A 20,145-nucleotide genomic window follows, 5' to 3' on the forward strand; every position below is an offset into this window, starting at 1 on the left:
CCATGAGCACAGTTGCCACCACCGATCCGGTTCTGACGCCGCGGCATTCGACGGCGATCTCGCTGCGGGGCCGGCTGCAGGATGCGCTGCCGAAGATCGTGCTGGCGCCGAGCTTCGTCATCACCCTCATCTTCGTCTACGGCTTCATCGTCTGGACGGCCTACCTGTCCTTCACCAATTCCAAGACCTTCCCGTCTTATGCGTTGACCGGGCCACGCGCCTATCAGCGGCTGTGGCGCTGGACCTTCGAGAGCGATCCGCCGTCTTCCTGGTATACTTCGATCACCAACATGGCGATCTTCGGCTTCCTCTATGTCGGCATTTGCCTGGCGCTCGGCCTGATGCTCGCCATCCTGCTCGACCAGAAGATCCGCGGCGAGGGGTTGCTCAGGCCGATCTTCCTCTATCCGATGGCGCTCTCCTTCATCGTCACCGGGGTTGCCTGGAAATGGTTCCTCGATCCCGGCCTCGGGCTGGAGCAGACGCTGCACCACTTCGGCTGGACGAGCTTTCACTTCGACTGGATCAAGAACAAGGACTTCGTCATCTACACCGTTGTCATCGCCGGTGTCTGGCAGGCGTCTGGCTTCGTCATGGCGATGTTCCTGGCAGGCCTTCGCGGCATCGACGGCGAGATCATGAAGGCGGCGCAGATCGACGGCGCCTCGCCCTTGCAGCTTTATCGCCGCATCGTCATTCCGCTGTTGCGGCCGATCTTTCTCTCCGCCTTCATCGTGCTCGCCCATATGGCGATCAAGTCCTACGACCTGGTGGTGGCGCTGACCTCGGGCGGGCCGGGCGGCTCGGCCTGGCTGCCGTCCAACTTCATGTATGAATACACCTTCAAGCGCAACGAAATGGCCGTCGGCTCGGCCAGCGCCATCATCATGCTGATGACGATCTCGGCGATCATCGTCCCCTATCTCTATTCCGAACTGAAGGAGAAGGCCCGATGAGCAGTGTCACCGCCTCGACCGTACCTTCGACCGCACCGCTTTCACAAAGCAGCGACAGCAGAAATAACAACACACGCTGGATCGGCCGCCTGGTGATCTACGGCCTGCTGACGATCTTCGCCATCCTCTATCTGATGCCGCTCTTCGTCATGCTCACGACTTCGTTCAAGACGATGGACGAGATCCAGGGCGGCAACATGCTGGCGCTGCCGCAGGCGCCGACCTTCGATCCCTGGGTGAAGGCCTGGGGCGAGACCTGCGTCGGCCTGACCTGCGCCGGCATCAAGGGCTACTTCTGGAACTCGATCAAAATGGTGGTGCCGGCTGTGGCGATTTCCACCATCATGGGGGCGCTGAACGGTTATATCCTGACCAAATGGCGCTTCCCCGGCCATACGCTGGTGTTCGGGCTGATGCTGTTTGCCTGCTTCATCCCGTTCCAGTCGGTGCTTCTGCCGATGGCGACCATTCTCGGCTCGCTCGGCCGCTTCGGGGTGACGCTGCAGAACGCCACCGGCTGGAACTTCGGCTTCGGCAATTCGACCGTCAACCTGGTCTTCGTCCATGTCGTCTATGGCTTGGGCTTCACCACGCTGTTCTTCCGCAATTTCTACGAGGCTTTCCCGACCGAGCTGGTCCGCGCCGCCCAGGTCGACGGCGCCAGCTTCTTCCAGATCTTCCGCCGCATCATGCTGCCGAATTCGCTGCCGATCATCGTCGTCACGGTGATCTACCAGTTCACCAATATCTGGAACGACTTCCTGTTTGCCTCGGCCTATGCCGGCACCGGTGACTCCATGCCGATGACGGTGGCGCTCAACAATGTCGTCAACACCTCAACGGGGGTGGTCGAATACAATGTCAACATGGCGGCGGCGATGATCGCGGCCGTTCCGACGCTCATCGTCTATATCCTCGCCGGCCGCTACTTCGTGCGCGGTCTGATGGCGGGCGCAGTCAAAGGGTAAGTCATGGCCTTCCTGGAAATCTCCGGTCTCAGAAAACGCTTCGGCGCCGTCGACATTCTCAAGGGCATCGACCTCGAACTCGAAAAGGGCGGCTTTCTCGTGCTGGTCGGCCCGTCCGGCTGCGGCAAGTCGACCCTGCTCAACACCATTGCCGGGCTGGAGACGATCACCTCTGGCGATATCAGGATCGACGGGCGCGCCATCAACGGCCTGCATCCGTCCAAGCGCGACATCGCCATGGTGTTCCAGTCCTATGCGCTCTATCCCAACATGACGGTGGCGGGCAATATCGCCTTCGGCATGGAGATCCGCGGCGTTCCGAAGGAAGAGCGGGCCAAGGCGATCAAGCAGGTCTCCGACATGCTGCAGATCGGCCATCTGCTCGACCGCAAGCCGAGCCAGCTGTCCGGCGGCCAGCGCCAGCGCGTCGCCATGGGCCGGGCTTTGGTGCGCAATCCGCAGGTCTTCCTGTTCGACGAGCCCTTGTCCAATCTCGACGCCAAGCTGCGCGTCGACATGCGCACCGAGATCAAGCGGCTGCATCAGCGCATGGGCACCACCTTCGTCTATGTCACCCACGACCAGATCGAGGCGATGACGCTGGCGACCAAGATCGCCGTGCTCAAGGACGGGGTGCTGCAGCAGTTCGGCACGCCGGCCGAGATCTATAACAGCCCGGCCAATCTCTTCGTCGCCGACTTCATGGGATCGCCGGCGATGAACCTGCTGACCGCCACCGTCGAGAACGGCGCCGGCGGCCTTGCCGTCGCACTGGAGCGGCCGAATGGCGCGCCGCTAAGACTGCCAGTTGTTTCCGGCAATCACGGCCTGTCTTCCTATGCCGGCCGCCAAGTGATCTTCGGCATCCGCCCCGAGGCGCTGACCGATCCCGACGGCGCCGACCGCAAGGCGCGCTCGCTGACCGAGGACGATTGCCTGATCGAGGTCGTCGAGCCGGCCGGCTCCGACACCTTTGCCGTCACCAAGCTCGGCGGCAAATCCGTCGTCGCCCGCCTGCGCGCCGATGCCGGCATCGCGCCCGGACAAAACACCCGCCTTGCCTTCAATCTCGACAAGGCCGTGTTCTTCGATCCCGACAGCCAGATGCGGATCGCCTGATGGTCAGAGGCTAAGATGAGCAGTTCACCAGACATCGTCATCATCGGCTCAGGCGTCGGCGGCGCCACTGTCGCCGCCGGCCTGGCCGCGACCGGCGCTGACATATTGATCCTCGAAGCCGGCGATCAGATCGCCGATCTTCCGGTCAATCGCGACCAGCGCGCTATCTTCCAGCGAGGTCATTTCCGCCCTAGGGAAATCTGGTACGAGGCGAGCGGCAAGGGTTTCAACCCCGGCAACTACTACAATGTCGGCGGCAATTCGAAATTCTACGGCGCCGTCTTGTCGCGCTACCGCAAAGAAGACTTCGGTGTGATCGAGCACCGGGAAGGCGTGTCGCCGGCCTGGCCCTTTCCTTATGAGGAGTTGGAGCCCTGGTACTCCAAGGCGGAGCGGATGTATCAGGTCCGCGGCAGTCTCGGCGACGATCCAACCGAACCGTATCACTCGACTGCCTACGAATTCCCGCCCGTGCCCGACGAGGCGCCGGTCGCCGATGTCAGGGCCCGCCTCAAGGCGAAAGGCCTGCATCCGTCTTCCCTGCCGCTCGGGTTGGATCTCGACGCGTGGCTGTCCAAGGCGCGCACGCCATGGGATGCCCATCCGAATGCAAGAGACGGCAAGATGGACGCCGAAACCGCCGCACTTGCGGTGGCGTTGAGACATAAGAACGTCCGGCTCGAAACCAATGCGCGCGTGGCGCGGCTCGACACCGGATCAGGCCGCCGGATCGACCTGGTCACCTATATCAAGGACGGTGAGACGCTGACTGTCTCGCCTGACATCGTGATCCTTTCGGCCGGGGCGGTCCAATCGTCGGCGCTGTTGCTGCGGTCGAAGAACGATCGCTTCCCCAGGGGCCTCGCCAACTCTTCCGATCAGGTGGGGCGCAACTTCATGAACCACAACGCCTCAGCCGTGATCGGCGTTTCGCCACGGTTCAGGAACACCGCCGTCTACCAGAAGACCTTTGCCTTCAACGATTTCTACCTTTCCGACGGAGAGGGGGGACCGCCGCTCGGCAACGTCCAGCTCCTGGGTCGTATCTCCGAAAAGGTTCTGAAGGGCTCTCTGCCGCAGGCTCCGGAATGGCTTCTCCGTTTCATCACCGGCCATGCCATCGACTTCTACGCAATGAGCGAAGACGTGCCCAATCCCGAAAGCCGAGTCATGGTCGATGGCGATCGGATCATTCTTCAATGGCAGAGGACCAACTGGGACGCTCATCTGGCGCTCGTCGCCAAGCTGAAGTCGATCCTGCGGTCGATCGGATTTCCCGTCGTGCTGTCGCGGCCTTTCGACAAGCGCACGCCGTCCCATCAGTGCGGAACGGTTCGGATCGGCAACGACCCTGCGATGGCACCGCTCGATCCCTACTGCCGGTCCTACGATCACGAAAACCTCTTCGTCGTCGACGCCGGCTTTCTGCCCACCTCGGCTGCGGTCAATCCCGCGCTGACCGTCGCCAGCCAAGCGCTGAGAGTTGCAGATCACATCGCATCGAAGGACCTGCAGGCAAATGCAGATCCGCTGGCGCGTTCCGGCTCTCAAATAGGACAGTAAGATGGGATTCGATTATATCATCACCGGTGCCGGTCCTGCAGGCTGCGTCCTGGCAAGCCGGCTCAGCGAAGACCCGGATGTCAAAGTACTGCTTCTCGAAGCGGGCGGCGGCGACTGGAATCCGCTTTTCCACATGCCGGCCGGCTTTGCCAAAATGACCAAGGGCGTGGCCAGCTGGGGATGGGAAACCGTCCCCCAGAAGCACATGAAGGGCAGGGTGCTCCGTTACACCCAGGCGAAGGTCATCGGCGGCGGCTCGTCGATCAACGCCCAGCTCTATACGCGCGGAAACGCGGCCGACTACGATCTCTGGGCCAGCGAAGACGGCTGTGAGGGCTGGGACTATCGCTCGATCCTGCCCTATTTCAAACGCGCCGAGGACAATCAGCGCTTCGCCGACGACTATCACGCCTATGGCGGCCCGCTGGGTGTCTCGATGCCGGCAGCATCCCTGCCGATCTGCGATGCCTACATCCGGGCAGGGCAGGAGCTCGGCATTCCCTATAATCACGATTTCAATGGCCGCCAGCAGGCGGGCGTTGGATTCTATCAGCTGACGCAGCGCAATCGCCGCCGGTCTTCGGCGTCGCTCGCCTATCTCTCGCCGATCAGGGACCGGAAGAACCTGACGGTCAGAACAGGCGCGCGCGTTACGCGGATCATCGTCGAAGGAGGCCGAGCAACAGGCGTCGAGATCACAACCGCCGGTGGCTTGGAGATCGTGCGCGCCGAACGCGAGGTCCTGGTGTCGTCAGGTGCGATCGGATCGCCGAAGCTTCTTCTGCAGTCCGGCATCGGGCCGGCCGATCATCTGAAATCGGCGGGCGTCAAGGTGAACCACGATCTGCCCGGCGTCGGCGGCAATCTGCAGGATCACCTGGATCTTTTCGTCATCGCCGAATGCACCGGCGATCACACCTATGACGGCGTCGCGAAGTTTCACCGCACACTCTGGGCCGGGGTTCAATATGTCCTGTTCCGCACCGGTCCGGTCGCCTCGTCGCTCTTCGAGACCGGCGGCTTCTGGTATGCCGATCCCGATGCCCGCTCTCCCGATATCCAGTTTCATCTCGGCTTGGGATCGGGCATCGAAGCCGGCGTCGAGCGGCTGAAAAATGCGGGCGTGACGCTGAACTCCGCCTACCTGCATCCGCGCTCGCGCGGGACGGTGCGTCTGTCATCCGCCGACCCAGGTGCCGCGCCCTTGATCGATCCCAACTACTGGTCCGATCCGCACGACCGGAAGATGTCGCTGGAGGGGTTGAAGATTGCGCGCGAGATCATGCAGCAGGCGGCGCTGAAGCCCTTTGTCATGGCCGAACGGCTTCCCGGGCCGAAAGTCATGACCGACGAGCAGCTGTTCGACTATGGCTGCGCCAACGCAAAGACCGACCATCATCCCGTGGGCACCTGCAAGATGGGAACGGGGCCGGACGCGGTCGTCGGGCTGGATCTCAAGGTCCACGGCCTTGATGGCCTGAGGGTCTGCGATTCCTCGGTCATGCCCCGCGTGCCGTCCTGCAATACCAACGCGCCAACGATCATGGTCGGCGAAAAGGGATCGGATATTATCAAGGGCTTGCCTGCGCTGCCGTCGGCGATCTTCGCGTATGAGCGCAACGATATCAGGCCTCGAGCCCGCGCAGAAATCCGCTAAGGAGAATGACGATGTCTGAAGTGAGAGTTGCAGTGCTTGGCGCCTCGGGCTGGATGGGTAAGGTCCACACGATGGCCTATCAGACCTTTCCGCATTTCTTCGGCGTCTCGGAGGGAACGGCGCGGATCGTGGCGCTGGTCGACAGCAACCCTGACGTAGCGCAGGATATTGGCAACAGGGCGCCGGGCGCCAGGATCTATCAGGATTGGAAGCTGGCGGTCGCCGATTCCGAGGTCGACCTGATCGATATCTGCCTGCCCGATCACCTGCACTATCAGGTGGCGAAGGCGGCTCTGCTCGCCGGCAAACATGTCTATTGCGAGAAGCCATTGGCCAACAGCGCCGATGAGGCGCGGGAACTTGCCGACATCGCCAGAGAGAAGGGTGTAATCACCCGTGTCGGACACGCCTTTCCCCGCAATCCCGTCCATGACCTGGCAAAAGACATCATAGAATCCGGCGAAATCGGCGAGATCAAGCTGTTCCGCGGCTGCCAGCACGTCGACATGTACGGCGATCCCCTGGCCCCCTTCATGTGGCGCGCCGACGGCAAGCTGGCGCCGACCGGGATCGTTGGAGACACGGGCTCGCATATCTTCAGCTTCATGGATTTCCTGGTCGGCCGCGTCAGTTCGCTGATTGCCGACAATCTGATCGTCACGCCGCGCCGGCCCGTCGTCGAGGGCCTTGCCTATGGCGAGCAGGTGAAACTGACAGGCAACGAATCCTGGGCCGATATCACCAACCCGGACGCGACGAACCTCTTGTGCCGGTTTGCCAACGGCGCCGGCGGCATCGTCGATTTCAGCCGTGTCGCGACCGGGCGCAAATTCATGCAGACCTACGAGGTCTACGGAACCAAAGGCAGCATCGCCTATACCTATGACGAGATAAACCGGCTGCTCTTCTACTCCAACGACGACCGCACGGGGCGGCGTGGCTTCCGGGAGATCGACGTCGGCCCGGAAAATGCCACCTTCCGCGCTTTCCTGCCGCTGCCGAATTTCGGCATCGGCTATAACGAAAGCAAGATCATCGAGGTGGCCGAGGTGATCCGCTCGATCGTTGCAGACAAGCCGATGTGGCCGACCTTCGATACGGGCCACCACATCTGCCAGATCGTCGACGCATGCATGGAGTCCTCCCGGCAGAAGCGCTGGGTCGACATCCCGCTCGGATAAATGCCGATGACCATAGACGTCCCGCAGGAAATTCTCGACGCGCTGACCGATGTCGATATGCCCAGGCTTCCGCTTGAAGCCGGTCCCCCGGCAATGGCTCGGCTCGCCGGTGTCGACGTGCCGATCTATCGAGCCGGCTGTGTCGTCGTTGGATCCGGTGCGGCAGGTCTGCGTGCGGCCGTGGAAATGAAGCGGCGCGGCGATGATGTCGTCATCGTCAGTCAAAGCGCCTGGGGCGGAACCTCGGCCTGCTCCGGTTCGGACAAGCAGACCCTGCACACGGCCAACACGGCGGATCAGGGCGACAATTACAAGGCGATGGCCCGCGCCATCCGCAGCGGCGGTGCCATGGACGAGGACACGGCCTATGTCGAAGCGATCGGCTCGTCGCGGATGATGGCATCGCTGCAGTTCCTGGGCCTGCCGCTGCCGCAGGATCCGCTTGGCGGAACGCTGCGATATCAGACCGACCATGACGAGGTCGGCCGCGCCACCAGCTGCGGCCCGCGCACCTCGCGCCTGATGGTCAAAGTGCTGGCCGAGGAGGCGCTCCGTCTCAATGTGCCCTTCTACAACCAGACCACCGCAGTCAAAATCCTCACCGAGGGTGAGGGAGCGGGCCGCCATGGCGTCGGCATACTCGCCATGCGCGCCGGCGACCGCACGGAAGAAAACCCGCTGGGCATCGCCTTGTTCGTCAGCGACGTGATCGTGCTTGCAGCGGGCGGGCCGGGCGAGCTTTACCGCGACAGCGTCTATCCCAATGGCTGCTTCGGTTCGCTCGGGCTGGCGCTCGAGGCAGGCGTCGAGCTCGTTAACCTGACCGAAAGCCAGTTCGGCATCGGAACGCGCAGAGAAGGCTTCCCGTGGAATCTGTCGGGCACTTACGTCCAGGCAATCCCGCATCTCTACTCGGTCGATGCCGAAGGCGTCGAACATCATTTCCTGGTGCAATATTACCGCAGCACGCAGGAATTGGCGTCGAACGTCTTCCGCAAGGGCTATCAATGGCCGTTTCATGCAACGCGCATGCTCGATTTCGGCTCGAGCTTGGTAGACCTCGCCATCCACTGCGAGACGGCCGCGGGACGGCGTGTCTTCATGGACTTCAACCGCAATCCGCCGCCGGTGCCGGGCGACTTGCCGTTCAGTTTGGAAAGAGTTGACGAAGACGTCCGCCTCTATCTCGGCAAAGCCGGCGCCGGCCAGGACATGCCGATCGATCGACTGAAGCACATGAACCCGCTCGCGATCGAGCTCTACCGCCGCTACAAAATCGACATTGCCGCCGAGCCGCTGGAATTCGCCGTCAACAACCAGCACATGAACGGCGGCATCATGGTCGACACCTGGGGCCGCAGCAATCTTGCAGGCTGTTACGCGGTCGGCGAAGCGGCGGGCACACATGGGGTAACAAGGCCCGGTGGAGCGGCGCTGAATGCGGGGCAAGTCTTCGGCACCCGGGCGGCCGAGCATATCAGCGCAAGCGGAAGAGCGAAGCGGGCCGCCGCGGGTGAGATCTCAGCTATAGCAGAAGCAGGCATCACAAAACTGCTGGCCGCTCTTCGCTCAGAGAGCCCGCTCACCGTCAAATCGATCCGCTCGGAGGTGCAGGCGCGGATGAGCGAGAAGGCCGGCATCATCTGTGATCAGGAGAGCGTCAGCCGGGCCTTGATCGAAGCGCGTAAGCTGAATGCCGACATTCGCGCGGAAGGTATCGCCTACGGCCGCGCCGCCGAGGCGGTCCGGGGCGTGCAATGGCGGCATATGGCGCTCGCCTCGGAAGCGGTGCTCACCGCGCTCGACTTCTTCATCCGCGATGGCGGCGGCAGCCGCGGAGCGCGGGCGGTATGCGATGGCGAGGGCGAATCCCTTCCGCATGCGAAGGCAGGCCCGTTGGAGGAATATCGCTTCCGGAAGGAAAGCGACGCGCATAGGCACGAGCAGATCGTCGTTCGACTCGAGGGCGATGAGGTCAGGCTTTCCAAGCGTGCAAACCGCACTTTGGATGAAAATGCCAAATCCTTCTTCGAGCGAGACTGGCCAGCCTGGCTGACAGGCCGCATCTATGATCTCGGCGCGGATGAATGAGCCGGCATAGCGGCTCAAATGGCTGCAGCGCTGGGAACGTCGAGTTCGATCATGACGGGCGCATGATCGCTGGTATGCTCCCAGCCTCGCGGCTTTCTGCGGACAGTCGCCGATCGAAGCCATGGCGCGACGGCCGGGCTGAGCAGGAAGTGGTCGATCCGTAGCCCCGCGTCGCGTTCAAAGCTGTTGCGCCAGTATTTCCAGAAGGTGTAAATGCGCTCGTCTGGATGCAGATGCCTGACGGCGTCGGTCCAGCCCTGGCCGACGAGATTGGCATAGGCCTTGCGAACCTCCGGCCTGAAAAGCGCGTCGTCGAGCCACCGTTCCGGCTTGTAGACGTCGATCTCCGTCGGCATGACGTTGAAGTCGCCGGCCAGGATCGACGGCACGCCGAGTTCCAGGAGTTCGGCGGCGTAGTCGTGCAGGCGACGGAACCAGCGAAGCTTGTAGTCGAACTTGGCGCCTGGGAAGGGATTGCCGTTCGGCAGATAGAGGCATCCGATCACGGTGCCGCCGATGACGGCTTCGATATAGCGGCTGTGGGTGTCGTCGGGATCGCCGGGAAGACCGCGCCGCGTCAGGATCGGCGTCTTGCCCTTCGCCAATATGGCAACCCCGTTCCAGGATCTCTGCCCGTGCCAGACGGCGCCGTAGCCGGATCGTTCGATCTCTTTTCGCGGAAACCCGGCGTCGTCTGTCTTCAGTTCCTGCAGGCAGACCGCATCAGGCGCATCCTCCTTGAGCCAGCGCAATAGGATGGCCAGCCGTCCATTGATCCCGTTGACGTTATAGGTTGCAATTCTCACGCTAATCGCTCAACGCGTCGCTCCGAAGACGAAGGCAATGCCGGCAACAATCGCGACCGCCGTCAACGGCTGCTGGCGTATCCGATCTTCGACGTCCTGGACAAAGCTTCGCGCTTCCGCCTTTGCCAGACGAGCCGTCCCGGAAGCCACCTCCGAAGCGGTTTCCGCCACGCGGCCGGCTTCTCTCTGAAGCGTGCGCCTTTCGCCGCGATCGAAATCGGAGGCTTCGGCGAAGCCGCCGGTTTCGCCGGTCGAGCGCAGCGCTTGGTCGACGAGCGGATACGCCTCGTCGAGCCTGGTCGGATCGGGCTCCCGCTTTACCCGCTCAGCCGCCTCGATATCGCTGCGGCCGGCAGGGATCGAGGTATGGGTGGCCGACACTGGGTCGGAGGCCGGGAAGGTGCCCTCGATGCCTCTGTCGAGCTCACCCTTTCGAGCCCTTCTTTGCTGCTCTGCCTGCTCTTTTCGCAGGGATTGGACTGCGGGGGATTCGTTCGGGTTTGCCATCACTGTTTCCTCTGTTGCTCTTCGACAATCAAATCGGTGACGAGGAAAGAAGTTCCAGAAAAATGCATTCGCCTGATGCGGCCATGTATTGACGAGGAGGCGAATATCGCCGATGGCGCGCTGGGCAATCCAGCACCAGCGACAGTCGTTCGGACTTTTCCTCGCTGATAGCCCCGGCAATCCGGCGGGCGGGACCAAAGTCCGGCCCGATCTAGTACCTAGGTCCGGTTGCATTTATCCGCCGGAACGGCGAAAATTGGCCAGCGTCTATATTGCGTAAGACGGCGAAGAGCGGACGAGGCTATGGTATGACGTTCTCGAAACGTGATTTTCTGAGATTGGGCGGCAGCGCGGCCATTGCTCTCGTCGCAGCCGCATCGCCGGCCACATTCAACCTTGACGGCTTCCTTCCTGTTCTGGCGGTAGAAAGCGCCCGGGCAAAGGACGGCAATAACGGGAATGGCAATGGAAACGGCAACGGCGGAGGAAACGGCGGCGGCAACGGCAACGGCGGAGGCAACGGTAGCGGCAACAGTGGCAGCAACGGCAATAGCGGTTCGGGCAATAGTGCCGGTGGAAGCTCCAGCAATGGTGCCGGATCCTCTGCCTCTTCCTCCGCGAGCGCCTCGCAGGAATCGGGGGCAACAGCGACCGAAGCGTCCGATGGCTCAATCGACGTCCGCCACGCGAACGGCATTACTGAAACCCTGAGGCGTGGCCGCTACGTGATGAAGGACGGAAAGGGCAGGACGATCATAAGCCGGCAAGCGACCGCAAACGATGCCCGGCGGCTCGGCCGCTACGTTCGCTAAAAAGCCCAAAGCGGGGATGCGGACATCTGGTCTAGCGCTGCTGGCGCCATTGTAGAGCCGCTTCAGTCCTGTTCGAAACGCCGAGCTTGCTCAGAATCTGTGTCATATGATGCTTCACCGTCTTTTCCTGCAGGCTGAGACGCAGGCCGATATGCTTGTTTGACAAGCCTTGAGCGACGAGATCCATCACCTCGCGTTCCCGTGGCGTCAGACCGTTCTTCTCGGTCGCGCTGCCATTCAGCGAATTCTCCATGACCTTTGTCGACATCGTCGGCGAGATATATCGTGATCCGCTCAGGACAGTCTGGATGGCTTCAGCGAGACCACGCGAACCGACACCTTTGAGAACATAGCCCATTGCGCCCCGTTGCAGGGCTGCCATCAGCGTGTCCACCTCTTCGGATACCGTCAACATCAGCACTTTCGTTGCCGGACTCCGCGTCAGCACATCGCTGATCGCCGACAGCCCGCCGCCGGGCATCGAGACATCGAGGAGCATGATGTCGGGATGGTTGTTCGCAGCGATCATCGCAGCGTCATCGCTGCTGGCGCCTTCCCCAACGACGGCAAAGTCGCTGATCTCGGATAGGCTCCGGGTTACGCCCTCGCGAAAAAGCGGATGGTCGTCCACGACGCCGATCGTGATGGATGTCATGTCTAATCTCCCACTTCCATAGGCTCGAAGGTCATGGTGACCGTCGTCCCTCCTTCGCCCGTCTTGACGTCGAAGGATCCTCCCAGGCTGTCGATCCGTTCGCGCAGCCCCACCAGGCCGAGGCTCGTCGGCCTCACCTCCATCGGGTCGAACCCATCGCCGCGGTCGCTGACCTCGACATGAACATGTCCATTGTGCGAGGCGGCGCTTACAGTCTGCTGAATACCGCCGCCGTGGCGATAGGCATTGTTCAAGGCTTCCTGAACGAAGCGATAGATACAGATCTTTACGGCAGGTGCGGGTTCGGGTCCATCGTCGTCGATAATTGTTTCGACACGAGTCTCGGTCTTGTGCTGATGCGCTTCGACCACCCGGGTGACGATCTCGCTGATCGAGGATTTTTCGATCTGCGGGAGCACCAGCCCGCTGCAGATATTACGAATCTCGGTCATCGCCTCGGCAAGGCTCGAACGTATCCATGCGAGCTCCTTTTCCCGCGCTTCGGGCGGTGTCGAGGCATTGATCAACATATCGCTGTCCAGCCGCAGTGAGGCATAGGCAATGTGCTGGGCCGGGCCGTCGTGCAGATCGGCGCCGATGCTGCGCAGATATGTTTCGTTCAGCGCCGCCACGCGCTGGGAGGCGCGCTGCAGCCGCCGCTGCAGCCCACGGTTTTCCGCCAGCAGCGCAGACAGGTCGTTGACCCGTTCCTTGAGATCTTTCCTTTGCGCTTCGATCGTGCGGCTGACCCGAAACACCAGGACGGCGAGAACCAGGAAAAAGATTGCTGTCAGAGCGGCGACGGCGGCCCAGCTCCGAAGCCTGGCATTTGCCAGACTGTCGCCCAGTCCTTCCGCGGTCTCGTAGAATTCGATGACGGCGACGGCCTGTCCGGACCATGGCTGGAGCACAGGGTTGTAAATTTCCATCAGCGGCTTGCCGAGTGCGCGCTCTTTCTCGCTTTCCGGATCGTCGGCGATTTCGTAGCGCGCAACGAGAGACCCTGCGAAGGCATTTCGGAGCTTGTCGTTGACCGCAAAGGTCTTGCCGACCAGTTCCTTTTCGTTCGAGTAGAGGATGGTGCCGTCGCTTCGCCACAGCTTGAACGAAACAAGCCGCCTGCCGAGCGCGCCCTGACCAAGTGTTTCGTCCAGAGCCTGCGCGCTGCCTTCATCCAGAAATGATGCCGTTTGCATGTCTGGAAGCAGCGGCGCGACTACGCTGTCGACATAGAGGGCCGTTGCCGCACCGGAATTGTGGATGACCGCCTCCTCGATGAGATGGGTAACGAGAATGCCCACCAGGAACATGGCGGCAATCGAGATCAACCCACCTGCGATGAAGAACTGGGAGGCGAGTGAGCGGGCATTCCAGCGGCGAAGCCAATTCATTGTGATACCGGTAAGAGACTTGCCGACTAACCTATCGCTTCCTCGAAATTTTTCCAGACGGCGTCAGGGGACATCCCTGGTATCGAAGATTTCGGCACCTCTTATACTTTTCGTCAGCTGGAGCGTATCGCCGGACATGGCTGCACCGAAAACGTAGAGAAGAGCCGCCATGACGACGACAAGGGCGACGACGCACACGTTGCAGGCGTCATTGACGCGGGATCTGTTAGTCTGAGCCATTTCAGGATCTCCTTCACCCCTTCGAAACGGCGCGGTCCTGTCCGCGTTCCACCCCCGGGACTTCGGTCTGACAGGCCTCGGACCTAGGTCCGGCCCCCGTGGACGTCACCAGATTCAGTCATATTTCAGCACTGAAAGGTTCGGGGTTCTGGAGATTTGCGAGTGACAATTTCTGCTGACATCGAGAACGGCGCTGCCGCCGCATTTGCCACTTCTGCCCCACCATTCGATGAAGGTATGGCCGAGCTATATCAGACCCTCCTGGTGCCCATCCTCTTCGAGCCCTATGCGGCGGAGATGGCGATCGCCGCCGACCAGTCGAAACCTGGAAGCGTTCTCGAACTCGCTGCGGGGACGGGCGCCTTGACGCGCGCTCTGCGCGCAACGCTTGATCCGCCCACGGAAATCGTTGCCACCGACCTCAGCCAGGCGATGATCGATATCGGCGCGCCAACGGTGACGATGTCGCGGACCCACTGGATGCACGCCGATGCGCAAAATCTTCCCTTCGCGCCTGAGATGTTCGATCTGGTCATCTGCCAGTTCGGCGCAATGTTCTTTCCCGACAAGGTGAAGGCCTATAGCGAGGCTGAAAGAGTGTTGCGCAGCAAAGGCCGCTTTCTGTTTTCGACGTGGGATTCACTTTCGGCCAATGACTTCGCGAGCTGTGTCGACGAATGTCTGGCAGGTCTCTTCCCATCCGACCCTCCGGATTTTCTCCGGCGCTTGCCGTACTCCTACTTCGACCCCGGCGCCATCAAGGCGCAGATGTCGTCGGCAGGATTTAAGGCAGTGACCTGCAACCGGCTCGAATTGACCTCCGTCGCGGCCAGCGCCCAGGACGTCGCAGCCGCATTCTGCCAGGGCACGCTTCTGCGGGGCGAGATCGAATGGCGGGCGCCGGAACGCATGTCCGAGATCGTCGATGAGGTGGCCGAGCGCGTGGAAGCGCGTCACGGAGCTCGTCCTAGCGGCGGCATGAGCGCCTTGGTCGTCGCCGGCAGCGTTTCGTAGTTCCCTGGGGGCTGCGCACCAATCACCCTCCACACGCTATGTTCAAAGGCCTATCCGGCACGCTATGACGGCTCGCCGGCCTTCTGTCTGTTCGCAAGGGGAGGTTCGTGTATGGCGCGGATGACATGTTTTTCGATCTCGAAACAGGTCTCGTCGTACTCCCGCACCAGTTTCCAATCGAACCGCCGCTTGCGAATGGCGTCGCGCGCTTCGACGGCCATCTGGTACGCCTCGAAAAGCTGGAGCAGCCGTGGGTCGCGCGTTTCCATGATCGGCTTCCGCATCTCCGGCAGCCGCATCGCCAGGCGTCTGCGTCCCGCCTCCCTGCGGTTGGATCGTGCCATCTCGTTCTTTCTCCTGCTTAGGCCCGGAACGACAACGCCTTTTGATCTGAAAGTAGCGCCCGCAACGAACATTGAAATGCGTTTAGGACCAAAGGCCGGGATCGATCGGACTGAGGTCCGGGGCGTGGAACGACCCCGCTTCCAACTGGTTGGTTTGGCAGCGGTCACCAAGGCCGCTTCAAAACAGAAGGAGGAAAATATGCTCTCCAAGCTTATTGTCGGCGCGGCAACCGCCGCGGCTCTTATGTCAGGCGTTGCATTCGCCCAGTCCTCGACCGTCAATGGCGCGGCCGGCGGTGCGGTCACTGGGGCAATCGTCGGCGGTCCCGTCGGCGCTGCTGTCGGCGGGGTTGCCGGCGCGGTCGTGGGCACCGCGATCGATCCGCCGCCGCAGAAGGTTGTCACCTATGTCCGCGAGGCTCCGGCCCCATCGGCGCGCGTGGTTGTCAAGGAGAAGGTTGTCGTCGGACAACCGCTGCCGGAAACGGTCGTCGTGACGCCCATTCCGGATGATCCGACATATGCCTACGCGGTGGTCAATGATGAACGTGTCATTGTCGAACCGTCATCCCGCAAGGTGATCCAGGTTATCAAGTGACTTGATCCTCTCCGCGGCCCCGTTCCGCGGCTCACTCCCGAAATCATCGTTTAGAACGGCCGCACGGCGCGCAGTAGCGACGTCGTGCGGACAAAATCAGTGAGATTGTTATGAAGACCAGGATACCCGCCGTCCTGATGACGGCACTCTCGATCGGCGTCTCGCCAATCGGCATCATATCCGCCTCGGCGCAGGATGCGCCGATCCTGCCTAAGAAGGGTGCGGCTCAGAACGACCAGTCCAGCGGTGGTGCCGCGCAGCAGCCGGAAGCGGGCGGTGCGGGCACATCGACAAGCCAGGGCACGCGGCAACCTTCAGGCTCCGACGGAAGCTCGTCGGGCGCATCCTCTGGGGCCGCCACCGATGGATCCTCCGGTCAGACGGCAACCGAGCCGGGCGCAAAGATGCAGTCCAGAAGCTCTGACAGCTCGAAGACGCCCAAGTCGAAAGAGTCCTCGACGGAAAGCCAGAAGCCCGCCGGCAGCCAGGACTCCCAGACATCCACCGGCACCTCGATCGGTGGCGAAACCCAAAAATCCGGCGATGCCGCGAAGTCTTCCGGCAGTTCGACCGAGACCCAGTCCAACAGCAAGACGAACGTCGAGAACAACAACACGTCCGTCGACAGCAACACCAAGAACACCGCCAAGACCGAGGCGAACAACACGACCAACGTCAACATCTCGGTCGAGCAGCAGACGGAAATCCGGACTGTCGTGAAGGACGTTCATGTCGAGCCGGTTCGTGAGACGGATTTCACGGTTTCGGTCGGCACGGCCATCCCGAAGAAGATCAGGCTCGAGCCGCTGCCGCCGCGGATCGTGGAAATCGTTCCGCAGTACAAGGCCTATCGTTTCTTCATCCTCGCCGACGGCCGGATCGTCATCGTCGATCCCTCTGCGTTGACGATCGTCTACATCATCTCGGCATAGCAGCCGGCACCCGGCGGCCTTGCGCAGCCGGGATGAGGAGAGGAACATGATCTATTCCGAAGAGAAATCCGCTGGCCTGGCTCTGCCGCTGATCGCCATTCTGCTGGCGATCGCCGGTATCCTCGCCATACTTGTCGTCACCGGCGGCCGACAAGGCAGCACGGCTGGCCGCGTCTGGGTTCCACAGGTTCAACAGCAGGGAACAGGACAATGAACGGCCTCGCATCCGTCGCTTTCGGCATTGTCAGCTCGGTCGGGGCCTGCATAGCCGCCGCATCCGTTGCCTCCCACGTCGTGGCGGATTCCCAACCGCATGCCTTGCAGAACCTCGCCGAGCCCGATCTTTGGACGACAGGGCCGGTGAAAGTCGAGCCCCATCGGCAGCGCTATGAACGGATTGCGCCCGTCTATTCCAGCTATGTCACCGAGGCGCCGGCCGTCATGACGGCAAGGGCGAAGCCGGATCCCACCAGCCCGTCAACCGAACCCCCGCCGCCGCAACCAAAATTTTCGGCCGAGCACCTTGCCTGGTGCGCGCAACGCTACCGCTCCTTCGATCCTGCGACCAACAGCTATCGATCCTATAGCGGTGAGATCCGCGCCTGCTCTTCGCCGCACCAGCTTGATGTCGCAGCGGCCGATGAAAGCGCGAGCCCGCAAGTGAACCCGCAGGCGGCGGCCTGGTGCGCCGCTCGCTACAGGTCGTATCGGCCTGAGGACAATACATATCAGCCGTGGGGCGGGCCGCGGCGCAACTGCGACGCGCCGGTCATCGTGGCGGCGAGCAATTGATCATCGCCATGCCGCGTCAATGTCGGACCTAAGTCCGTGTTTCAAACGCTACGGTTGTGATATCGGTTGCATTGAGGGTCGGAGATCAGGGGATGGCGACGACGCTAATAACGGAAATTCAGAGGGCGCAGGCAAGGCTCCGGTTCCTGAGCAGGACGGACCGAGGCGCCCTTATCGTCCGCATTCTGCGCGAACTGCAGACCCATCGGCGTGAGGTTCTCGGCCATGTACCGGCCGATCGCTGCATCTGGATCGACAGGCTCATTGCCTCCGTTTCCTCGACGATAGCGGAGATCACCGGCATGCCCGACGCCGAATTCAATCGTGTCCTGAACGAATTTGAAAAGCTAATGGCGACACTGCAGGATGGTTCACAAGCGGAAACGCGATTGAAGACAATTCACTGAAGAGGAATTGGCCTCAGTCTTTTCGCGGCCTCGTTTTTCCAAGTGCAAATTTGGTCGCTTCCGGCCGTCCACTGGAAACCGATCCCTTCGTGCAAACGTTCTCTGTCCATGACCGAAACAAAATCCCCGGCAGATCGTGACGAGGTGCCGGCCGGCGGAGATGATCCCAAGTCCGGTGCCGACGTGTCCTTCCCCTACGACAGGATGACCATCGAGCAGTTCCGAAAGCGTTTCCCCCGTGCCCGCTGGAGCGACGCTCGCAAGGCCTGGTTCGTCCCCGGCCGGACGGCGCCCCGCCGCATCGGCCGATGGCTTGCGGAGCTGGAGGCCGAAGCCGACGCCCATGCGGATGCCAAGGGGCGCGACTCTTTTTCCTTCGATCCGATCGACAGCCCATATCTTCAACTCGGCAAGGCAGGTTTTCGAATCCGCACGCCATACTCGAAAACCGTCGTCGACGAACTGCGCGAGGTGCCGTTCTCTCGCTGGGACGGCGATCTCAGAATATGGCACGTTCCTTTCCGATCCTATGAGGACCTCAGGCGCAGATGGCCCGATATCGAGGCGGCGGCTCGCAGAAACGAGCCGGAAGAGAGACGGCGCCGGGCCGAGGAGCGGAAAGGGACGGAATTGGAAAAGCGCAGCAAGCTGCGCTCTGCGGAACGAAAGCGTCATCGCTACCCGCTTCCCGGCAACGACCTGCCGCCGCTGGGAAGACCGGTCGCCATCTCCTACGGCATTGTCATCTTTACTGAGATCACCGGCGAACTGGCCGACCCGGATATCGTCGCGGATTTCTATCCCGGCGTGACCGAGGATCACGTCTGGGGATATTGGCGGGCGCCCACGCTCGAAGAACTCCTCCGCACCTGGCCTGCGAAAACGCCTGCCGTTCAAGGCGCCGAGTGGTGGCTGCCGACGATTGCGGAACTGAGGCCGGCGCGGCGCGCGGCAAGATCGCGGGAAGCCAGGAGGCGTGGGACGCACCTGTGATTTGAAGGAGGACATAAGCGGCTAAGCCTAAAGTCCGAGGATCTCTGCTCGATGGAACAAGTTTCGGCGATGGCCATTTGTCGTCTATGAAAACAGCCCTGTCGATGTCGCTGCTCGCTTTGATCATCTCCGTTGGCGATGGTGTCGCGGCGGAACTCAAACCCGATGCGATCAACGCCGCTTCGATTGCATCAATCAAAACAGAAAAGCGCTCGTCCGAAGATCCGGACCCGGCAATCGTCCGCCTCCAGGTCCTTCTCGACCGGGCAGGCGCATCTCCTGGCGTCATTGACGGGCTCGCCGGCGAGAACGTCAACAAGGCGGTGGCCGGTTTCGAGGCCATGAACAACCTGCCCGTCGATGGCAGGCCGGATCCGAACGTCGTTTCCCGGTTGGAAGAGGATGCCCTGATCCCGATCGTTGAAAGCTATGTCGTCTCGGCGGACGATGCCAAGGGCCTCGTCGATCGGATACCCGAGGATTATGGCGAGAAGGCCAAGATGCAGAGCCTGGGATATACCAGCGTTGCGGAAAAGCTGTCCGAGCGGTTCCACATGGGTATCGATCTCGTCAATGCGCTCAACCCGGCTTCGCAATTTGCGCCTGGCGACACGGTTTGGGTGGTGAATCCCGGTCCCCCGAGGAAAGGCAAGGTCAAGAGGATCGAGGCCGACAGGAAGACGGGCCAGGTGCTCGCCTATGCTGAGGACGGAGCGCTGCTTGCAGTCTATCCCGCGACGATCGGCAGCGAAGACAACCCGGCGCCGTCGGGCAAACACAAGGTCAAGGGCGTCGCGAGAATGCCGGTCTACCGCTATGACCCGAAGCGCAACTTCAAGCAGGGAAAGAACGACAAGGTCCTGACCATTCCGAAAGGGCCGAACGGCCCGGTCGGCACCGTCTGGATCGATCTGACCGAGCCGACCTATGGCATACATGGGACACCTGAGCCAAAGCTGATCGACAAGGTTGGCTCGCATGGCTGCGTGCGGCTGACGAACTGGGACGTTGAAGAACTGGCCGGCATGGTCAAGCCGGGCATCCTGGTCGATTTCGTCGATCGAAGTTCAGCCGCTCCGAAGTGAGAGGGAAGAGATCGCCAAATCCCCGCCCTCGTTT

Annotated in this window: 22 protein-coding genes; 16 read left to right on the forward strand and 6 right to left on the reverse strand. The window is 61.8% G+C overall.

Annotation, left to right across the window (positions count from 1 at the left end; genetic code table 11):
* Positions 1-2: 2 nt before the first annotated feature.
* From OS035_RS28465 to OS035_RS28495, 7 genes are read left to right on the forward strand one after another with little or no spacing between them, the layout of a single operon-like run.
* On the forward strand, positions 3-956 hold the full coding sequence (locus OS035_RS28465; protein WP_331814328.1) for a carbohydrate ABC transporter permease: 954 nt from the start codon (positions 3-5) through the stop codon (positions 954-956).
* Positions 953-1,924 carry a carbohydrate ABC transporter permease gene (locus tag OS035_RS28470; protein WP_131711868.1) on the forward strand — a complete coding sequence of 324 codons (972 nt, stop codon included), beginning with the start codon at positions 953-955 and terminating at the stop codon, positions 1,922-1,924. Before OS035_RS28465 ends, OS035_RS28470 begins: the two co-directional genes overlap by 4 nt.
* 3 nt (positions 1,925-1,927) lie before the next feature.
* The gene (locus OS035_RS28475; RefSeq protein ID WP_239620369.1) at positions 1,928-3,043 is read left to right on the forward strand and encodes an ABC transporter ATP-binding protein; all 1,116 of its coding nucleotides are present in this window, start codon (positions 1,928-1,930) and stop codon (positions 3,041-3,043) included.
* 15 nt (positions 3,044-3,058) lie between these two features.
* Positions 3,059-4,606, forward strand: coding sequence for a GMC oxidoreductase (locus OS035_RS28480; protein ID WP_097625155.1), 1,548 nt, complete (start codon positions 3,059-3,061; stop codon positions 4,604-4,606).
* Position 4,607: 1 nt separating this feature from the next.
* Positions 4,608-6,263 carry a GMC family oxidoreductase gene (locus OS035_RS28485; RefSeq protein ID WP_131711841.1) on the forward strand — a complete coding sequence of 552 codons (1,656 nt, stop codon included), beginning with the start codon at positions 4,608-4,610 and terminating at the stop codon, positions 6,261-6,263.
* Between the two features lie 11 nt (positions 6,264-6,274).
* Positions 6,275-7,444, forward strand: a complete 1,170-nt coding sequence (locus OS035_RS28490) for a Gfo/Idh/MocA family protein (RefSeq protein WP_097625157.1) — start codon at positions 6,275-6,277, stop codon at positions 7,442-7,444.
* Positions 7,445-7,450: 6 nt separating this feature from the next.
* Positions 7,451-9,535: an FAD-binding protein gene (locus tag OS035_RS28495; RefSeq protein WP_331814336.1), complete on the forward strand. Its 2,085-nt coding sequence runs from the start codon at positions 7,451-7,453 to the stop codon at positions 9,533-9,535.
* Positions 9,536-9,549: 14 nt separating this feature from the next.
* Here OS035_RS28495 and xth read toward each other — a convergent pair whose 3' ends face one another.
* Together xth and OS035_RS28505 are read right to left on the reverse strand one after the other, a co-directional pair.
* Positions 9,550-10,341, reverse strand: coding sequence for an exodeoxyribonuclease III (gene xth / locus OS035_RS28500; protein WP_331814338.1), 792 nt, complete (start codon positions 10,339-10,341; stop codon positions 9,550-9,552).
* Positions 10,342-10,350: 9 nt separating this feature from the next.
* Positions 10,351-10,848, reverse strand: coding sequence for a hypothetical protein (locus OS035_RS28505; protein WP_097625159.1), 498 nt, complete (start codon positions 10,846-10,848; stop codon positions 10,351-10,353).
* Positions 10,849-11,156: 308 nt separating this feature from the next.
* Between OS035_RS28505 and OS035_RS28510 the strand changes: the two genes are divergently transcribed.
* Positions 11,157-11,660 carry a hypothetical protein gene (locus OS035_RS28510; protein WP_097625160.1) on the forward strand — a complete coding sequence of 168 codons (504 nt, stop codon included), beginning with the start codon at positions 11,157-11,159 and terminating at the stop codon, positions 11,658-11,660.
* Positions 11,661-11,691: 31 nt separating this feature from the next.
* Here OS035_RS28510 and OS035_RS28515 read toward each other — a convergent pair whose 3' ends face one another.
* From OS035_RS28515 to OS035_RS28525, 3 genes are all read right to left on the reverse strand, one after another.
* On the reverse strand, positions 11,692-12,315 hold the full coding sequence (locus OS035_RS28515) for a response regulator (RefSeq protein ID WP_097625161.1): 624 nt from the start codon (positions 12,313-12,315) through the stop codon (positions 11,692-11,694).
* A gap of 2 nt (positions 12,316-12,317) precedes the next feature.
* Entirely contained in the window at positions 12,318-13,706 is a 1,389-nt protein-coding gene (locus tag OS035_RS28520) for a sensor histidine kinase (protein WP_097625162.1), read from the reverse strand.
* 63 nt (positions 13,707-13,769) lie between these two features.
* Complete coding sequence (locus tag OS035_RS28525; protein WP_165503984.1) at positions 13,770-13,946, reverse strand: hypothetical protein; 177 nt, start codon at positions 13,944-13,946, stop codon at positions 13,770-13,772.
* 162 nt (positions 13,947-14,108) lie between these two features.
* Between OS035_RS28525 and OS035_RS28530 the strand changes: the two genes are divergently transcribed.
* Positions 14,109-14,960, forward strand: a complete 852-nt coding sequence (locus OS035_RS28530) for a class I SAM-dependent methyltransferase (RefSeq protein WP_097625163.1) — start codon at positions 14,109-14,111, stop codon at positions 14,958-14,960.
* Positions 14,961-15,022: 62 nt separating this feature from the next.
* Here OS035_RS28530 and OS035_RS28535 read toward each other — a convergent pair whose 3' ends face one another.
* Positions 15,023-15,304 (reverse strand): hypothetical protein, encoded by a 282-nt coding sequence (locus OS035_RS28535; RefSeq protein WP_097625164.1) that lies wholly within the window; start codon positions 15,302-15,304, stop codon positions 15,023-15,025.
* Positions 15,305-15,503: 199 nt separating this feature from the next.
* Between OS035_RS28535 and OS035_RS28540 the strand changes: the two genes are divergently transcribed.
* The 7 genes from OS035_RS28540 (at position 15,504) to OS035_RS28570 (ending at position 20,111) form a co-directional block, all read left to right on the forward strand.
* Positions 15,504-15,902, forward strand: a complete 399-nt coding sequence (locus OS035_RS28540) for a DUF1236 domain-containing protein (protein WP_097625449.1) — start codon at positions 15,504-15,506, stop codon at positions 15,900-15,902.
* A gap of 110 nt (positions 15,903-16,012) precedes the next feature.
* Positions 16,013-16,834 (forward strand): DUF1236 domain-containing protein, encoded by an 822-nt coding sequence (locus OS035_RS28545; protein ID WP_097625165.1) that lies wholly within the window; start codon positions 16,013-16,015, stop codon positions 16,832-16,834.
* A 46-nt stretch (positions 16,835-16,880) separates the two neighbouring features.
* On the forward strand, positions 16,881-17,048 hold the full coding sequence (locus OS035_RS28550; RefSeq protein ID WP_165503983.1) for a hypothetical protein: 168 nt from the start codon (positions 16,881-16,883) through the stop codon (positions 17,046-17,048).
* Positions 17,045-17,626 (forward strand): BA14K family protein, encoded by a 582-nt coding sequence (locus OS035_RS28555; protein WP_097625166.1) that lies wholly within the window; start codon positions 17,045-17,047, stop codon positions 17,624-17,626. Before OS035_RS28550 ends, OS035_RS28555 begins: the two co-directional genes overlap by 4 nt.
* Before the next feature lie 92 nt (positions 17,627-17,718).
* The gene (locus OS035_RS28560; protein WP_097625167.1) at positions 17,719-18,033 is read left to right on the forward strand and encodes a hypothetical protein; all 315 of its coding nucleotides are present in this window, start codon (positions 17,719-17,721) and stop codon (positions 18,031-18,033) included.
* Positions 18,034-18,141: 108 nt separating this feature from the next.
* The gene (locus OS035_RS28565; RefSeq protein WP_097625168.1) at positions 18,142-19,026 is read left to right on the forward strand and encodes a hypothetical protein; all 885 of its coding nucleotides are present in this window, start codon (positions 18,142-18,144) and stop codon (positions 19,024-19,026) included.
* 77 nt (positions 19,027-19,103) lie between these two features.
* Positions 19,104-20,111 carry a L,D-transpeptidase family protein gene (locus tag OS035_RS28570; protein ID WP_179867098.1) on the forward strand — a complete coding sequence of 336 codons (1,008 nt, stop codon included), beginning with the start codon at positions 19,104-19,106 and terminating at the stop codon, positions 20,109-20,111.
* The last annotated feature ends 34 nt before the right edge of the window (positions 20,112-20,145 follow it).

It is taken from the genome of Rhizobium sp. 268 (assembly GCF_036571585.1).
GTDB lineage: Bacteria > Pseudomonadota > Alphaproteobacteria > Rhizobiales > Rhizobiaceae > Rhizobium > Rhizobium redzepovicii.

Coding starts and splice junctions, on each gene's coding strand:
- OS035_RS28525 (WP_165503984.1), bottom strand. CDS start 13,946: ATGGCTCAGACTAACAGATCCCGCGTCAATGACGCCTGCAACGTGTGC.
- OS035_RS28555 (WP_097625166.1), top strand. CDS start 17,045: ATGAACGGCCTCGCATCCGTCGCTTTCGGCATTGTCAGCTCGGTCGGG.
- OS035_RS28550 (WP_165503983.1), top strand. CDS start 16,881: ATGATCTATTCCGAAGAGAAATCCGCTGGCCTGGCTCTGCCGCTGATC.
- OS035_RS28490 (WP_097625157.1), top strand. CDS start 6,275: ATGTCTGAAGTGAGAGTTGCAGTGCTTGGCGCCTCGGGCTGGATGGGT.
- OS035_RS28545 (WP_097625165.1), top strand. CDS start 16,013: ATGAAGACCAGGATACCCGCCGTCCTGATGACGGCACTCTCGATCGGC.
- OS035_RS28465 (WP_331814328.1), top strand. CDS start 3: ATGAGCACAGTTGCCACCACCGATCCGGTTCTGACGCCGCGGCATTCG.
- OS035_RS28495 (WP_331814336.1), top strand. CDS start 7,451: ATGACCATAGACGTCCCGCAGGAAATTCTCGACGCGCTGACCGATGTC.
- OS035_RS28475 (WP_239620369.1), top strand. CDS start 1,928: ATGGCCTTCCTGGAAATCTCCGGTCTCAGAAAACGCTTCGGCGCCGTC.
- OS035_RS28510 (WP_097625160.1), top strand. CDS start 11,157: ATGACGTTCTCGAAACGTGATTTTCTGAGATTGGGCGGCAGCGCGGCC.
- OS035_RS28535 (WP_097625164.1), bottom strand. CDS start 15,304: ATGGCACGATCCAACCGCAGGGAGGCGGGACGCAGACGCCTGGCGATG.
- OS035_RS28560 (WP_097625167.1), top strand. CDS start 17,719: ATGGCGACGACGCTAATAACGGAAATTCAGAGGGCGCAGGCAAGGCTC.
- OS035_RS28470 (WP_131711868.1), top strand. CDS start 953: ATGAGCAGTGTCACCGCCTCGACCGTACCTTCGACCGCACCGCTTTCA.
- OS035_RS28480 (WP_097625155.1), top strand. CDS start 3,059: ATGAGCAGTTCACCAGACATCGTCATCATCGGCTCAGGCGTCGGCGGC.
- OS035_RS28515 (WP_097625161.1), bottom strand. CDS start 12,315: ATGACATCCATCACGATCGGCGTCGTGGACGACCATCCGCTTTTTCGC.
- OS035_RS28565 (WP_097625168.1), top strand. CDS start 18,142: ATGACCGAAACAAAATCCCCGGCAGATCGTGACGAGGTGCCGGCCGGC.
- OS035_RS28540 (WP_097625449.1), top strand. CDS start 15,504: ATGCTCTCCAAGCTTATTGTCGGCGCGGCAACCGCCGCGGCTCTTATG.
- OS035_RS28485 (WP_131711841.1), top strand. CDS start 4,608: ATGGGATTCGATTATATCATCACCGGTGCCGGTCCTGCAGGCTGCGTC.
- OS035_RS28520 (WP_097625162.1), bottom strand. CDS start 13,706: ATGAATTGGCTTCGCCGCTGGAATGCCCGCTCACTCGCCTCCCAGTTC.
- OS035_RS28505 (WP_097625159.1), bottom strand. CDS start 10,848: ATGGCAAACCCGAACGAATCCCCCGCAGTCCAATCCCTGCGAAAAGAG.